The following is a 15,447-nucleotide window of genomic DNA, read 5'->3' on the forward strand; positions in this document are numbered from 1 at the left end:
GATGAAAGCGGAGGACGACTGGGTAGTCATCCTCCGCTTTTTTGTGTGCTATTTTACTGCATCTGGGATTCCGCTTTGAGATGGCCATCTTCAAGCGTAAGCACTCGGTCTGCGTACTCGAAAATACGTGAATCATGCGTGATCAGTATGCCAATCATGCCACGATCTTTAACAATATCCCGGAGCATTTCGACGACTTCTATGGCGCGTGCACCATCGAGGCTCGCCGTAGGTTCATCGGCCAGAAGCATCTTGGGCTTGTTCATCAAAGCCCGCATAATGGCGGCACGTTGCCTTTCGCCACCTGAGAGCATACCAGGATAGCTGTTGAAACGGTGGCTGAGTCCAATTTCTTCGAGCAATGCCTTGCTGCGCTTACGGGCCTCATTTTTACTAAGCCCGGCTTGCTCTGCAACGAAACTAAGCTGTGAGACGATATCCATATAGGGTATGAGGTGGGAGGATTGGAATATGAATCCAATATCTGTGAGACGCATTTTCGTCAATTCCTTTTCGCTAAGATCCAAGTAATCGACATCGTCTAACTTGACCTCTCCTTCAGTGTGGGACAATAGGCCGCCGAGTATCGACAATAAGGTCGACTTGCCGGAACCTGATGCGCCGCTCAAGATGATCAATTCACCGCTTGAGGCACTGAAGTCGATTCCTTTGAGCACATCGGTTTTCGCATCTCCCGTGCCAAACGTTTTAGTCAATCCATGTACTTCCAATGTCATATTATTCACTTGAGATCGCCTCCAATGGATCTATTCTTATTACTCTTACCAATGATAAACCAGCACCGATGAACGCTACCACCAGAAACAGTACTGATACTAATGCCATCAGATTGGTGTTCAGATAAAACGGCATATCGATTGGGATGACCATACCGATTAAAGAAATGGTGATCAGTGACAATACGACACCAGTCAACGTGATCAGTATGACTTGAATCAGGATGGAGACGGCCAATGTACGGGAAGACGTACCGATTGCCTTCAGTATGCCGAACTGGGAAGTTTTCTGGATGGTGATGACATAGAAGAAGGCTGCAAGTACGATTGCTGAAATGACGAATAGAAAGACAATCATCAGGTTGAGCGGCTGCTGTTCGGCCTGATAGCTTGGGACGGCGTTTTTCAGTTCAGAAGCAGAAACCACCGCCACGCCAGGCGCATCGTCAATCGTTTGACGTTCTGCTTCACTGCTTTCACTGATTATCAGTGCAGCCGTCCTGGATTCCAAGTCATTTATTGCTTCAGGTGTCACAAAAGCCATCGAGTTATGGGCAAACATGATGTCTTCGGCAAATCCGCTGACTTCGTATGTCTGTTCATTGGTTAATGTAACATCATCTCCGACGCTGAACCCTTCTGCCTTCAATTTTTCATTCAGGAGGAGTTCGGATTGCGATTCAGGAAAACGCCCCTCTTTTACAGCAGGTTCTTTTGACTCGTCGGTTGCCGCAATGAGCAGGCTGATTTCCGAGTCTCCGGATTCTATTTTCTGCATCGATAACTGGAGAGGATCGGCGGAGGTTGTTTCTTGTACGCCATTGATCTGATCTTCAGACAGTCCTGAGCGCATGAGGTCATTTTCCACGTCTTCCTCCATGACAAAGTATTCACTGTTCAAGGCATCGATGCCTGAAATGTTTTCTCGTGCCAACCCTTGGGCCAATGCTGAAACGAACAGCACCAGAAAAGCGAGCAGGAACAGTATGGCAGTTACCATGATGTACTTGAACTTATAGAACTTCAGTTCTTTCAAGGCTAATTTCATCTCGATTCAATGCTTCCTTTCGATTTGTATTGACCATAGTCTATCAAGGCGATATAAACCGGATGTAACGGCAATATAAACGCAAAATAAACTTTCGAGAAAGAGATGGAAATAAAAAAGGAGCACTCTTAAAAAAGAGTGCTCCTTTTTGGCATGAAGTTACATCATGCTGCTGAACCAGAGGCCAAGCGTGGTTCCGATGTAGTTGCCAAGGATATAACCAAGTGTGCCGACGATGAGAATTGGACCGACCAGTCGTGTCCAGCCGCGCGAAATGGCCATGGCGGCGGCTGTTGTAGGACCGCCGATGTTGGCATTGCTCGAGAGGATGATTTCCTCAAGGTCGAATTTGAATACTCTGCCGAACGAGAACGATACGATCATATTGATGAAGACAATGATGGCAGCGAACAACAGAATGAGTGGTGCATTTTCTATGATCAGCGGGATGGACGCGGGCACCCCGATGACGACAAAGAATATATAGATCAGAAAAGTACCAATTTCCTGGGCCCCATTGATGCGTTCAAAGTATTTCGGGATAAATGAAACAAGAATCAGCGTCAATGTTGTCAACATCAGATAATCGTCTCCAATCACTGCCCTTAACACACTCAGGAAAATATTCGCATCTTCGGGTATGAGGAAGCGGAAAATTTCTGCAAGCTTGAACGATACGGCGACTATGACGAATGAAGAACCGACCGCAAGCGCGATGTCGTTCAGTGCGATTTCCTTACGCTTCCAGTAGGAAGCGGATGTCGTCTTGTCGCCTTCTTCTCGTGCCTCTATGGCATCGATGTGGGAGTATTATATTTTTTGCGGAAAAAGCCGATTGCAGGAATCAGTATCAGTATGAAGAAGTAGACTGCCATCAGAAGATTGTCGGCGACAACCGCTGAAGAGACCGTTTCGCCAGGCACGTCAAACCGCGTCGCCAAAGCTGCGAAGTTCACACTGCCTCCCGTATAGGAACCTGAAATCATAGCAGCGATATGGGGGAGGCCTGGTATCAGATCCTTCAGAAAGGTAAATGCGACTATGGAACCAGCGACGGTACCAATGGAACTGAGCAGAAAGATCATCAGCAGACGGCCGCTTTCCTGCCAAATTTTACGTAAATTGGACTGGAAGAGCAAAAGCGGTATGGATAAAGGTACGACATACGTCCATACCGAATCGTAGACGGGCGACTCGGTGGGAATCAGCCCCGTATTCGCCATCAGCATCGCTCCGACAAGCGCAATGATTGCGCCTGACAGTTTCGAAGCCCATTCATAGCGCTGTTCCAGCCATATGCTGACAGCTGCCCAACCTACAAGGAATGCCCACAGCAGCCAAGTTTCGTCGGGTGATATCAAAGCATTAATAATACCAAACTCCTTTTTAGCGCCAGCCGTCCTTTGGACTGCATCAGCAACCCTTTTTGGATGTATATAGCTGAAATTATATAATAAATTCTAGGCGACTTCTAATATGTAGGGTATGAAAAAGAAAAATCCTCCACCCGTTGAAGGTGGAGGAATCAATGGAGCCAAGGGGACTCGAACCCCTGACCTCTACACTGCCAGTGTAGCGCTCTCCCAACTGAGCTATGGCCCCGTTTGTGCTACAACAATATTCTATATGATAACACCGTAATATACAAGCCCATTTATTGTCGAAAAACTCATTTTCAATATCTGGACAAACAAGTGTCGGCCAAGGCCTTCAGTATTCCAACTATTGAAAAAATATAGACATGTCTGACAATTGATTGTAGTATAGTGATGTAAAACTTTATAGACAGATAAAGTGCGCTCTATGGCGCTTCTACCACATAAACACAATCATCGGGAACCGTTTATATAAGTCCCGGAATCATGCAGAGGACCAAGGTGCACAAAAGAGACATGTATAAAATAAAACAGTTGTGAGGTGCAGAGTATCATGGAAAAGAAGAAAGGGTTTTTCTCGAAACTGCTGGATATAATAGAAAGGGTCGGCAATAAACTGCCTGATCCATTCATGCTGTTCATCGGGTTGGCAGTCCTGATGATTTTCATCTCCTACGCATTCAGTCTGGCTGGGGCTTCAGTCATCCATCCTGGTACAGGAGAAGATACTCCGATCCGGAATCTGTTATCTGGCGAAGGCCTTCAGTTCATCCTGACATCAATGCTTGAAAACTTCACCGGATTCGCACCACTTGGGCTGGTTCTGGCAATGATGCTTGGTATTGGGCTTGCCGAGAAGGTTGGACTACTTGATTATTCAATCCGCAAGACAATTTTGAAATCACCGCCATTCCTACTTACATATACAGTGGTATTTACAGGTATTTTGGGTAACTTAGCTTCTGATGCTGCTGTCGTCCTGATTCCGCCACTTGGAGCACTTGTATTCTATAAGGTCGGCCGACACCCACTGGCAGGTCTTGCGGCCGGCTTTGCCGGTGCTGGCGCCGGATTTACCGCCAATTTGTTCATTGCCGGTACAGATGCCCTGCTTGCAGGCATTTCGACCGAAGCGGCTGCCATCATCAACGAAGATATTGTCGTTACGGCGGTGGATAACTGGTACTTCAATATAGTTTCTGTCTTTCTTTTGACATTTGTAGGCGGGTTGTTGACATCGAAATTCGTGGAACCGCGTCTTGGCAAATATGAGGGGGAGGCTTTGGAAGACGAAGATGCAGAAGAGCTTCCGAACGCAAAAAAAGGGTTTTTCGCTGCATTGATAGCAGGGCTTCTATATTTTGCAGTCATCCTAACTGTCGTCATGCTGCCGGATAGTCCGCTAAGGGGCGAAGGTGGGAGCATAATCCCATCACCATTAATCGACGGTATCGTGCCATTGATTCTGATATTCTTCGTCATCATCGGTACAGCTTTTGGTCTGGTCACAAAAAAGATACAGTCCAGCAAGGACATCACCTATTATATGACGGAATCCATAAAGGACATGGCCGGTTATATTGTGCTGGTTTTTGCGATTGCCCAGTTCATCGCCTATTTCAATTGGTCGAATCTCGGTACATGGGTAGCCGTCAATGGTGCTGAATTCCTGCGGGACATCGAATTTACTGGATTCGGCTTGGTCGTCGGATATGTCATCTTCACCGGTCTGATGAATTTCCTGATTACTTCCGGTTCTGCCAAATGGGCCATCGAAGCACCAATATTCGTGCCGATGTTCATGCAACTCGGCTATGATCCAGCCTTTACACAAGTCGCCTATCGTATCGCCGACTCATCCGTCAACATCATCACCCCGCTTTTCCCTTATATGGTCATCATCCTTGCCTTCATGCAGCGGTATGACAAGAATGCAAGCATCGGCACATATATCTCGTTGATGCTGCCTTATTCCATCGCATTTCTTGTGGTGTGGATCATACTGCTTGCTGTATTTTATTTCATAGGAATACCATATGGGCCGGGGGTCAGCACATACTTGGAAAACAGACCGTAATGAATATAAAGGGAGGAAAATGAAATGGAACAGCTTGAAGCACAACTGGTGAGGTGGCGCCGTGATTTCCACCAATATCCGGAACTTGGCTTTCTTGAGATGCGTACTGCCACCATTGTGGCCGATATGCTTGAAACGTTGGGGTACACAATTCAGATTGGAAATGAAGTCATGGCCCCCGATTATTGCATGGGTAAACCTGGCGCTGAAGAAACCCATCAACATCTGGAATGGGCCAAGGAGAATGGCGCAGTGCCCAAATACCTTGATGCAGTTTCCGAAGGCTTCACAGGTATTGTGGCGACCCTCGAAACCGGACGGGAAGGCCCGATCATCGCCTACAGGGTAGATATGGATGCACTGCCGATTACTGAGACTTCGGCGGAGGGTCATGTGCCTGTAGCAGAAGATTTCAGATCGACTACGTCCAACATGCATGCGTGCGGCCATGACGCCCACACAGCCATTGGTCTGGGACTGGCCACAAAAATCATGCGCCAGAAAGATCAATTATCGGGTGTCATCAAAATAATATTCCAACCGGCAGAGGAAGGCACACGAGGCGCGCGCTCCATGGTCGAAGCTGGTGTCGCTGACGGTGTCGATTACTTCATCGCTTCGCATATAGGAATGGATGTACCGGATGGACATTTCATCGCCGCAAATAATGGTTTCTTGGCGACATCTAAGATGGATGTCACTTTTACCGGCATCGCCTCCCATGCCGGGAGTCGGCCTGAAGAGGGGCGAAATGCCCTACTGGCCGCGGCTAATGCCGCCACAAATCTGTATACGGTGCCGCGGCACTCTGATGGCGCCACCCGTATCAATGTCGGCGAGCTGCATGCGGGCAGCGGCCGCAACATCATCGCCGACCATGCCGTAATGAAAATCGAGACGCGTGGTGAAACATCTGAAATAAATAACCATGTCAAAGGGCAAGCCCAGGCCATCATTGAAGGGGCGGCTAAGATGCATGGGCAGAATACGATATCGAGCTCGTTGGAGAAGGGGAAAGTGCAGAATGTTCGTCTGAAATAGCCCAGGTACTCAAAGAAACTGCGGAGGCAGAAGGACTTCACAGTGTAATGAAGAGCGACGCAAGTTCAGGATCTGAAGATGCGACTTTCTTCATCAATGCTGTCCAACAAAACGGCGGACAGGCCACCTACTGCATTTTCGGTACCGAGCTTGCAGCAGGCCATCACAATGAAGCATTCGACATCAATGAAGGCAGCATGATTTCTGCTGTAGAAGTTCTGTATAGATCGGCTGTGGAACTCTCTGGACAATAAAATGATCACGTGACGATTGTACCTTTATGGCTAAAACGCAAAAGTACCCTGCCGGATATCCCGACAGGGTACTTTTTTACATGCCTACAAATAGCCATGCGAAGATATAGATGATTGGGAATGATATTATTGTACGCAACACGAAGATCATGAGGAGTTCCCAAACTGAAACTGGAATCTTGGACTTGAGCAGTAGCGCACCCACTTCGGAGAAGTAGATGATCTGCGTCAGTGACATTACGGCGATCAGGAACTTGGTAAATGTGCTCTCGATGCCGGAACCTATAACTGACGGCAGGAACATGTCGGTGACACCGATGATGAATGCGGGAGCGGCTGCCGCTGCTTCAGGAACATTAATGAGCGACAGGAAAAACTGGACCGGGTAGCTCAACAGTTCGAATACAGGTGTATATTCGGCGACGATCAGGGCCATCGTACCGATGGCGATGACGACAGGGATCAGTCCACCGTATATATCAATGACGTTGATGGAGCCGTCGCGTACGATGCTTTTGGCGCCATCGCTTTCATCTGACCTCCTGTAGGCGCGTGTGGTGGCTGTCTTGAGCATGGTATCTTCATATCCGCGGTCGTCGATCTGTTTGCCCGTCACCTCATAGTAAGTATCTTCACGTCTTGATAACGGGGGTATTCTGACCATTACAAAGGCTGTGATGATACATGCGACTGCCATCGTGAAATAGAATTGGAGGAAGTACTCCTCGATGCCGATGAAGGTCGCGATGACAAGGCTGAACGGTATGGAGAGCACTGAGAAGTTCGTCGCAATGTTCAATGCTTCACGCTTTGTATAAAAACCGTTCTCATACTGCTGTGTTGTGATCATGACACCGACCGGGCTGCTGCCCATCCAGGAAGCCAGTGCATCGATCGAGGATCGGCCCGGCACTTTATATAATGGGCGTATCACGGGCTCTAAAAACGTCCCGACAAATTCCATCAGTCCGAAGTTCATCAATAAAGGCATGAGGAAGGCGGCCAATAGAAGCCAAGTGGCGAGTATCGGCACCAGGTTGAACATCATCGTGCCGCCCGTCAGGTCACTGGTGATTGCCTCCGGACCAAAACCCGTCACTGTCATGATGGCAAAAAGTATACCGATGACGCGCAGCAGGAACCACAGCCAGCTGATGACGAAGATATCCCTCAGTTTCGGAGAGTTCTTGAAGCTGTTGCGGTTGATCAAGGTGGCGTAGAAGGTTATCAACAAGAAGATGGTCATGATGACCGTCAGGATGCCCGCAATTTTCCCGTCAAGTCCGGTCAATATGTAATCTGCAAAGATACCGAGTATGATGGTCCACTGGTCGTTGACATAGACGGGAACAATGAATAATAGCAAGGCAAGAATGGAAACCGTCCACGTTTTTACTTTAGTCTGAGTTGAAAAATTCATGAGATATCCCCTTATGTATAAATTGGTAGCGCCTCCAATGATAATTTAAATTGTCGAAAATGTCCATATATTCTGTTATAATGCATAGGTGAATATTTTTGAAAGAGGGATAGCATGCCACAGGCGAATAAGCATATGAAGCACATAGAAGTGCCCGGCACGAGACAGTTTGCAAACAGGGTGGATGAATTTCCAGATGCGGTCGATCTGACGCTCGGCCAATCGGATTTCAGCACGCCGGAATCCGTCAAGGAAGCGGCCATCGAAGCGATCAGCACCAAAGAAATGAGGTATTCCCATAATACGGGGCTGCTTGAGCTGAGGGAAGTGATAAGCAGCTACTACAAGGAGAAGTATGGCGGTGAATATGATCCACATGGTGAAGTATTGGTCACTGTCGGCGGCAGTGAGGGCATCGATGCCATACTGCGCGCCATATTGGATCCGGGGATGAAGTGCTGGTTCCTGCCCCGACTTATCTTGGCTATGAACCGATCATTGAATTGAGCGGTGGGGTGACGAAATTCATCGATACCACGGCTGACGGCTATATTGCCACGCCCGAAGCGATAGAAGCGAACATCACTGCACGGACAAAAGCTGTCATCCTGAACTATCCAACCAACCCGACCGGTGTTACCTATACAAAAGAACAGGTCGATCGCTTGGCGGAGATGTTCAAACAACATGATATATTCGTCATTACCGACGAAATCTATGCTGAAAATACATTGGAAGGCGAGCATGCCAGCATGGCAGCCTATCCGGACATCAAGGACAAGGTGTTGGTCGTCAACGGACTCAGCAAATCCCATGCGATGACAGGATGGAGAATCGGCTACGTCGTTGGCCATCGCGACATTATGGAAGAGGTCATCACTGTGCACCTCTACAATACGATCTGTGCGGCGATACCGAGCCAATACGCCGCGATAGAAGCCTTGCGCAATCAGCGGCATGTACCGGCGGAGATGAATGAAGCCTATATTAGAAGACGGGATTATATCTACGGCAGGCTCGTTGATATGGGACTTGAGGTGTCAAAGCCGACTGGTGCGTTCTATATCTTCCCATCCATCAGCAAATATGATGAGGATTCCTTCAGGTTTGCGACGGATCTGCTCGAAACGGTACAGCTGGCAGTGGTTCCGGGCCGTTCATTCTCCGAATTCGGTGAAGGGCATATACGTCTATCATTCGCCTGCAGCATGGCGGAATTGACTGAAGCGGCAGATAGACTGGAAAAATACATTAAAATGCGTGAAGCACGATAAAGAATTGCCCGCCTCCCGGATGATTATCCGGGAGGCGGGCAATTTTATTGGCGCTGCTCTTTGAGCAGGAATGTCAGACTTAAACCGAGTATTGCCAAGGCTGCCATCACAGCCAGGGCATAGGAAGTGCCCAAATATGTCCCTTCATTATAAGGCACGTCCACCAATGATACCGTGATGCTGATGATCGAGGTCAGTATGATGATGCCAAACGCCATGGAGAATTGGCGTACCGTATTGACGATTGCTGAGCCGTGCGGGATATCTGTGCCATCGAGTTCCGACATGCTCACCGTCACAAGCGGCATGAGCGTAAGGCCGAAGCCGGTCATGAACAAACAGAAATGAACCATAATCCAGTAGGGCGAATCCATCATGCCGACGGTGTTCAGCAGGATGAGGGATAAAGCCGTGAACGAAAAGCCGATCATCGCGATACGCTTACCGCCGTAGCGATCATAGAGGTTGCCTGAAATGAAAGTCATGACAGATAGGATGACCGTTCCCGGAACGAGCAGGAATCCGGACAGGAATGCACTTGTGCCGAGTGCATCCTGGGCAAACATCGGCAGGATCGTCTCGGTAGACAACAGCAGCATCATATTGATGAATATCAGGATGATGGCAAGTGCAAACGTCCTGTTCCGGAACAACTCCAAGTTCATTACGGGCGTGGCGATCTTAAATTGACGGCTGCTGAAGAACAGGATGCCTAAAACACCGATAAGCATAGGAATAAGCGACAATGGGCTCAGGAATCCGTACACACTGATATTGCTCAAGCCATATATGAAGAAAGAAAAACCGATGGCGGATAAGATCACCGAACGGATGTCAAGCTTTGACTTGTTCTGTTCGAGCACATCCTTCATCAGCAGCAGTGCGAGTATGAAGGTGACAGCGATAAAAGGCAGAAGCACCCAGTGCAGGGAACGCCAATCCAGATAGTCGATGATGATGCCTGAAATCGATGGGGCGGAAGCGGGGGCGATATTGGTGACGGCACCGAGCAATCCCATGGCGAACCCTCGTCTATTGTAAGGAAAGACGATGAGCAGGATTGTCTGAATCAACGGTAGGATGATGCCTGCCCCGATGGCCTGGATCACCCGGGACGCAATCAGAATACCAAAAGTCGGCGACCAGCCACCGACAGCCGTTCCCAAAAGCAGGCAGCTGAGCGAGAATATGACGAGCGTCTTCGACGAAAAGTTGGTCGATAGGTAACCTGACATCGGAATGAAGATGATGGTCGTGAGGATGAAGGCGTTCGTCAGCCACTGGACCTCGGTTGCGTTGATGTTGAACTCTTCCATTATCGTCGGGAAAGCCGTAATCAATAGAAATTGGTTGAAGGTGAGCAGGAATGCTGCAGAGATGACCACTGCAACGACACCCTTACTCTGTATCTTATCTTCTGTCATGCAGGCCACCCCATTATCACTAAGTTTTGTATTCATTGTGGCACAGAGAGGGATGGGGGTCAAAACAGAGTGGCGATACCCCGACCATCGCGAACAGGAAAGTGCACCCTTATGGTGGAAATTGTAAATAATATGGAATATTGTGGCCGTTGATGCTACAATTATAAATGAAAGCGCTTTCTAAAATTGATCAGGGGGTTTTAAAATGTCCAAGAAGATTTTTGAAATTGACCTATCGAAGAAAATGCATGAACAGAAGCATCCCGGCCACAATCGATGGCATCCGGATATCCCGGCGGCCTTTTCAGTTGATCCTGGTGAATCTTTCAAGATGGAGTGTCTAGATTGGACGGATGGCCAGATCAGCAACAATGATGACCCTTCGGATATTGAGAAGGTGAATTTGAAGCGTGTGCATGTATTGAGCGGCCCAGTGTACGTCAATGGAGTGGAACCTGGTGACTTGCTTGTTGTCGATATTTTGGATATTGGGACGTTCAGCAGTCATGAATGGGGATTCAACGGCATATTCGCTAAAGAGAATGGTGGTAGCTTCCTGGTCGAGCATTATCCAGAGGCAGCAAAGTCCATCTGGGACTTTGAAGGCATCTATGCGACATCGAGGCACGTGCCGAACGTCAAATTTGCAGGCATCATCCATCCGGGCCTGATCGGCGTGGCGCCGTCCCAGGAGCTGTTGGATGAATGGAACAGACGCGAACAGAAGCTTGTCGATAAAGATCCTCAGCGTGTGCCGCCACTTGCCAATCTTCCGGATGCGGATTCGACCGTCCTCGGTACATTGAAGGGAGAAGATTATGACCGTGTGGCCAAAGAAGGGGCGAGAACAGTGCCACCGAGGGAAAATGGCGGAAACTGTGATATCAAAAACCTTTCCAAAGGCTCCAGAGTCTATTTCCCGGTATTTGTAGAAGGTGCCAAATTATCTGTGGGTGATCTGCATTTCTCTCAAGGAGATGGTGAGATCACCTTCTGTGGAGGCATCGAGATGCCCGGATGGATTGAGCTTAAAGTTGACGTCATCAAAGGCGGCATGAAAAAACATAATATCGAAAAGAACCCTGCGTTCCAACCTGGTCCAGTAATGCCGCATTACAATGAATATCTTGTATTCCAAGGTATCTCAGTCAATGAATTCAACGGGACACAAGAATATCTGGATGCGAACACCGCCTACCGTAATGCATGCTTGAATGCAATCGAATACTTGAAGACTTTAGGCTTCACCGGCGAACAGGCCTATATGTTGCTTGGCTCCGCTCCCGTTCAAGGCCATGTCGCAGGCATTGTAGACATTCCGAACGCCTGCTGTACATTGTCGCTTCCTAAAGAAATATTCGATCAGAACATCATTCCGGAGCTCGACTGATGCCACGGTATACATTTGAATGCAGTACATGCGGCAGCTATGAGATATGGAAACGGAGCACAGAAGACCTTGCGGCCGATCAGTGCCCCGAGTGTGGGTCTGAAAGCAAAAGGGTGTTTCAAGTATTCCGAACAAATTACCTCGATACTAAAGTGACGAAGCGTATCGAGCAGGGCATGACACCAAGAGTCGTAAAGAAGGAAAATCTGCCGAAGAATAATATCAGGCAGAAGGAGAGGAATCCTAGGCCCTGGATGATGTGAAGTACAAATATATATTTAGATAGAAAAGGAGAAGGCCCTCGTGTCTTCTCCTTTTTTATATGCCATATAGAATGAGGGAGAAAATTAAAAAATGTTATCAGAAAAATCGAACAATATCATTGACAATGTATTTGATATGATTTATCTTTTAGTTAAATAACGGTATAGAATTCCTATTAACGGAAAATAAATGTACCTTATCATATATAAAGGAGGGATCATTTTGGCTCGCCCAGATGAGATGACTGCCAAGGTTGATATGCCAGTATTATTGATAAGCGGGGGACTTTTGCTCGCCTTTGTGGTAGTGGGGCTGATCAACCAGGAATTTATAACCAGTTTTGTAAGCGCTTTATTTACGATATCCGTAAAATATTTTGGTTCAGTCTACCAATTTTTAATGTTGGGACTTTCCTCATCGCACTGTTTCTCGGATTTTCGAAGTTCGGCCGTATCCGCCTAGGAAACATAGACAAGCCTGAAATCAGCAACTTCAAATGGATTTCAGTCATTATGTGTACGCTTTTGGCAGGTGGCGGCGTATTCTGGGCAGCAGCTGAACCGCTGAACCACTTCTTAAGCGTACCGCCGCACTTCAATGACATCACGTCGGGGACGGAGGCCGCAGTGACACCGGCACTTACCACAAGCTTTGTGGATTGGGGGTTCCTCGCCTGGGCGATCCTAGGGACACTCGGCACATTCGTATTGATGTATGCCCATTATCATCGCGGGGCGCCACTCAAGCCACGAGCATTGTTATATCCCATCTTTGGTGACAAGATCATGAAGAACAGCGTGCTCGGAACTTTGGTAGATGTATTTTCGGTCATCTCTGTGGCAGCTGGGACAATCGGACCGATCGGTTTCCTTGGATTGCAGGCGGGTTATGGGATGAGTGCTCTGTTCGGCCTACCCAATACGTTGGCGGTGCAGCTGATCATCATCGCTTTGATTGTTGCCGCTGCAGCGGTTTCAGCCGCAACAGGCATCCATAAGGGAATTCAGATCCTCAGCAGCTACAACGTAGTCCTGGCGCTTCTCCTCGTAGGGGCGATGCTGGTACTGGGCCCCGGATTATTCATCTTTGATTCCTATCTGCAGTCTTTCGGCTCCTATATGCAGAACTTCATCGGCATGAGTACATACCGCGGCAACAATGATTGGCTGAACGGATGGACCGTATTCTTCTTCGCCTGGTTTTTAGGATATGGCCCGATGATGGCGATATTTACCAGCCGCATCTCAAGAGGGCGGACGATCCGTGAGATCGTCTTGGCCGTGGCGATAATCGCACCGGTGGTGACGACATTCTGGTTTACGGTGGTCGGAGGCACGGGAATTTTTCAGGAACTCGCAAATCCCGGCTCGGTATCCACCGCATTGAACAGCAACGGTGCACCGGCGGCGATGATTGCGATCACGGAACAGCTGCCTTTCGGTTTGGTATTGGGCATCCTTTTCCTGCTCGCTACAATCATATTCGTACTGACGACGACGGATTCAATGTCATTCACGATCTCAATGGCCATCACCGGAGATGGAGATCCATCCAAGCTGATGAGGGTATTTTGGGCGGGTGTGATGGGCGCAGTGGCCATCATCCTGCTGACGATAGGTGAAAACAGCGTGAGTTCGCTCCAGTCCTTCATCGTGGTGACGGCAGTACCCGTGTCGCTGTTGATGCTGACCACTTCTGGAGTGCACCGAGAGTATGCGCAGCGCTCGCCAAGGAACAGGATATCACTTGATGCATAAGAATATGAGCGAATTTAAAGGATGGTTGATGGAGGTGCAATGTTGATGGCAGTAAAGCATGAAAGACATAAGTTGCGTCCGGCTTCAGAAGTGATGACATTGGAGCGGATTGGAGCCTTCAGGTTGACGAGCCTGAGTTTCCTGAGAATCCTGCTCAGACATATGATGCGTGAGAACTGGCAGATCGGATGCCGTACGCTTGAACTGGATGAGAAGGGATATGGGCACGCAGTATATGGCATTGATACACCGAAACATACGTTTTCATTCGTCGTCATATCTTCGGACATCGATGATGATGAAAGGAGCGACCGCGTCATCTCGAAAAAGTGGGATGTCACGTTCGCCCTGTGTGAGGGTGAAGTCACTGAAGAAAAACTGGAACGGATGAAGCGTGAGCTGCCGAAGCAGGAGGCGGGGCGTGGAGACGCACATGATCTGGTGTGGTCACGTGCCAATAAAAGCAACCGCATATTCGATTATGTGATTGATTGCCTTGTCAAAGAGGAGCAGCCCGACCCCAAAATATTAAACGAAGTGGGTTACCTGCTGCGTACGACAGCGGTATATGGCAACGGCAAGTTTGGTTTGGCACCATATGAAAAAATAAAGAATGACCACCCATTCAGCGGTCCGTTCCAGGCACAGATGTTTGCGGTCTATATGCTAAGGCAGTTCGGTACAGACCTGGTTGAGCACATCGCCAAACAAAGGAACCCACAGGCTGCGAAGCTGCAACCCGACATCAAGCGCTATATCGGTACCGGGAATGCAACTGGCCTCGGCATGGCACCCTTCCTGATTGCCCATCCGAGACTGATCCACCAATGGATCTATGTACGGGAACAGGCCATTGCCAGGAGTGAAGGATATCAAACCATCGGAAGATGATCTGATGTTGCTTGTCGAGTGGCTGGACCGCGTGGGGACTACTTCAAGGATTCCAACCTCATCGACCGGGAGATTATATTGAAGCCGGAAACTATAGCTGAGCAGAACGCCTATATCAAAGAGTTGGTTCTGGGTTACAGGCGGGATGGACGTTTGAAAGGACGGCCCACCGAGGATGTCTGGCATGATCTATCAAACGTCGCAGCCGAGTCGGTCTCGATCGAAATGCAGGAATTGTTGCATACTCTTCTGCTTGAGCTGTATACGGATCATGTCGTAGATCTGGAGCGATGCATGAATGTGGACGAGACGTATCAGATCGAGCCACGCATGACGGTTGGGCATCTGCAGTCATTGATAGATGAACAATACCACTGGGTTTTCCAATACGACTTTGATGATCCCGACGAGAAATATTATTTCTGGTACCGTTCGAAAGAAAAGAGGAGCCGCGGCTTGGGATAAGGGGAGAAGACCCCGGTGACGATAAAGAG

The 15,447-nt window shown here is 48.5% G+C and carries 11 protein-coding genes, 1 tRNA gene and 3 pseudogenes; 9 read left to right on the forward strand and 6 right to left on the reverse strand.

Annotated elements, in window-relative coordinates; genetic code table 11:
* Window positions 1-53: 53 nt before the first annotated feature.
* The 4 genes and pseudogenes from ACYF68_RS02685 to ACYF68_RS02700 form a co-directional block, all read right to left on the reverse strand.
* Window positions 54-737 carry an ABC transporter ATP-binding protein gene (locus tag ACYF68_RS02685; RefSeq protein ID WP_344704411.1) on the reverse strand — a complete coding sequence of 228 codons (684 nt, stop codon included), beginning with the start codon at window positions 735-737 and terminating at the stop codon, window positions 54-56.
* A 1-nt stretch (window position 738) separates the two neighbouring features.
* Window positions 739-1,785, reverse strand: a complete 1,047-nt coding sequence (locus ACYF68_RS02690; protein WP_344704322.1) for an ABC transporter permease — start codon at window positions 1,783-1,785, stop codon at window positions 739-741.
* 159 nt (window positions 1,786-1,944) lie between these two features.
* Window positions 1,945-3,158 (reverse strand): annotated as a pseudogene (locus ACYF68_RS02695) (DUF819 family protein).
* A gap of 156 nt (window positions 3,159-3,314) precedes the next feature.
* Window positions 3,315-3,387: transfer RNA gene (locus ACYF68_RS02700), tRNA-Ala, on the reverse strand.
* Window positions 3,388-3,714: 327 nt separating this feature from the next.
* On the opposite strand from ACYF68_RS02700, the gene ACYF68_RS02705 reads away from it, so the two are divergent.
* Genes ACYF68_RS02705 through ACYF68_RS02715 form a run of 3 tightly spaced genes read left to right on the forward strand, consistent with a single transcriptional unit; the run spans window position 3,715 to window position 6,533 of the window.
* The gene (locus ACYF68_RS02705) at window positions 3,715-5,238 is read left to right on the forward strand and encodes an AbgT family transporter (protein WP_344704324.1); all 1,524 of its coding nucleotides are present in this window, start codon (window positions 3,715-3,717) and stop codon (window positions 5,236-5,238) included.
* A 24-nt stretch (window positions 5,239-5,262) separates the two neighbouring features.
* Window positions 5,263-6,279, forward strand: coding sequence for an amidohydrolase (locus ACYF68_RS02710; protein WP_461045310.1), 1,017 nt, complete (start codon window positions 5,263-5,265; stop codon window positions 6,277-6,279).
* On the forward strand, window positions 6,276-6,533 hold the full coding sequence (locus ACYF68_RS02715; RefSeq protein WP_461047457.1) for a M20/M25/M40 family metallo-hydrolase: 258 nt from the start codon (window positions 6,276-6,278) through the stop codon (window positions 6,531-6,533). The genes ACYF68_RS02710 and ACYF68_RS02715 overlap by 4 nt, the downstream gene beginning before the upstream one ends.
* A gap of 76 nt (window positions 6,534-6,609) precedes the next feature.
* On the opposite strand, the gene ACYF68_RS02720 is transcribed toward ACYF68_RS02715, so the two are convergent.
* Window positions 6,610-7,953 (reverse strand): YjiH family protein, encoded by a 1,344-nt coding sequence (locus ACYF68_RS02720; protein ID WP_344704328.1) that lies wholly within the window; start codon window positions 7,951-7,953, stop codon window positions 6,610-6,612.
* 114 nt (window positions 7,954-8,067) lie between these two features.
* Here ACYF68_RS02720 and ACYF68_RS02725 point away from each other — a divergent pair.
* Window positions 8,068-9,227 (forward strand): annotated as a pseudogene (locus ACYF68_RS02725) (aminotransferase class I/II-fold pyridoxal phosphate-dependent enzyme).
* A 44-nt stretch (window positions 9,228-9,271) separates the two neighbouring features.
* Here ACYF68_RS02725 and ACYF68_RS02730 read toward each other — a convergent pair.
* Entirely contained in the window at window positions 9,272-10,651 is a 1,380-nt protein-coding gene (locus ACYF68_RS02730; protein ID WP_461045311.1) for an MFS transporter, read from the reverse strand.
* A gap of 205 nt (window positions 10,652-10,856) precedes the next feature.
* Between ACYF68_RS02730 and fmdA the strand changes: the two genes are divergently transcribed.
* From fmdA to ACYF68_RS02755, 5 genes and pseudogenes are all read left to right on the forward strand, one after another.
* Window positions 10,857-12,041 carry a formamidase gene (fmdA, locus tag ACYF68_RS02735; RefSeq protein WP_461045312.1) on the forward strand — a complete coding sequence of 395 codons (1,185 nt, stop codon included), beginning with the start codon at window positions 10,857-10,859 and terminating at the stop codon, window positions 12,039-12,041.
* Window positions 12,041-12,304, forward strand: a complete 264-nt coding sequence (locus tag ACYF68_RS02740; protein ID WP_461045313.1) for an FmdB family zinc ribbon protein — start codon at window positions 12,041-12,043, stop codon at window positions 12,302-12,304. The genes fmdA and ACYF68_RS02740 overlap by 1 nt, the downstream gene beginning before the upstream one ends.
* 241 nt (window positions 12,305-12,545) lie before the next feature.
* Window positions 12,546-14,055: pseudogene (locus ACYF68_RS02745) on the forward strand (BCCT family transporter).
* 52 nt (window positions 14,056-14,107) lie between these two features.
* Window positions 14,108-14,953 carry a hypothetical protein gene (locus ACYF68_RS02750; RefSeq protein ID WP_461045314.1) on the forward strand — a complete coding sequence of 282 codons (846 nt, stop codon included), beginning with the start codon at window positions 14,108-14,110 and terminating at the stop codon, window positions 14,951-14,953.
* An 18-nt stretch (window positions 14,954-14,971) separates the two neighbouring features.
* On the forward strand, window positions 14,972-15,418 hold the full coding sequence (locus ACYF68_RS02755) for a hypothetical protein (protein WP_461045316.1): 447 nt from the start codon (window positions 14,972-14,974) through the stop codon (window positions 15,416-15,418).
* The last annotated feature ends 29 nt before the right edge of the window (window positions 15,419-15,447 follow it).

The sequence above is a fragment of the Salinicoccus sp. CNSTN-B1 genome (genome assembly GCF_054792835.1).

Bases quoted from the DNA above. Each gene is read 5' to 3' on its own strand.
- fmdA (WP_461045312.1), top strand. From the start codon at position 10,857: ATGTCCAAGAAGATTTTTGAAATTGACCTATCGAAGAAAATGCATGAA.
- ACYF68_RS02750 (WP_461045314.1), top strand. From the start codon at position 14,108: ATGGCAGTAAAGCATGAAAGACATAAGTTGCGTCCGGCTTCAGAAGTG.
- ACYF68_RS02720 (WP_344704328.1), bottom strand. From the start codon at position 7,953: ATGAATTTTTCAACTCAGACTAAAGTAAAAACGTGGACGGTTTCCATT.
- ACYF68_RS02705 (WP_344704324.1), top strand. From the start codon at position 3,715: ATGGAAAAGAAGAAAGGGTTTTTCTCGAAACTGCTGGATATAATAGAA.
- ACYF68_RS02730 (WP_461045311.1), bottom strand. From the start codon at position 10,651: ATGACAGAAGATAAGATACAGAGTAAGGGTGTCGTTGCAGTGGTCATC.
- ACYF68_RS02710 (WP_461045310.1), top strand. From the start codon at position 5,263: ATGGAACAGCTTGAAGCACAACTGGTGAGGTGGCGCCGTGATTTCCAC.
- ACYF68_RS02685 (WP_344704411.1), bottom strand. From the start codon at position 737: ATGACATTGGAAGTACATGGATTGACTAAAACGTTTGGCACGGGAGAT.
- ACYF68_RS02740 (WP_461045313.1), top strand. From the start codon at position 12,041: ATGCCACGGTATACATTTGAATGCAGTACATGCGGCAGCTATGAGATA.
- ACYF68_RS02690 (WP_344704322.1), bottom strand. From the start codon at position 1,785: ATGAAATTAGCCTTGAAAGAACTGAAGTTCTATAAGTTCAAGTACATC.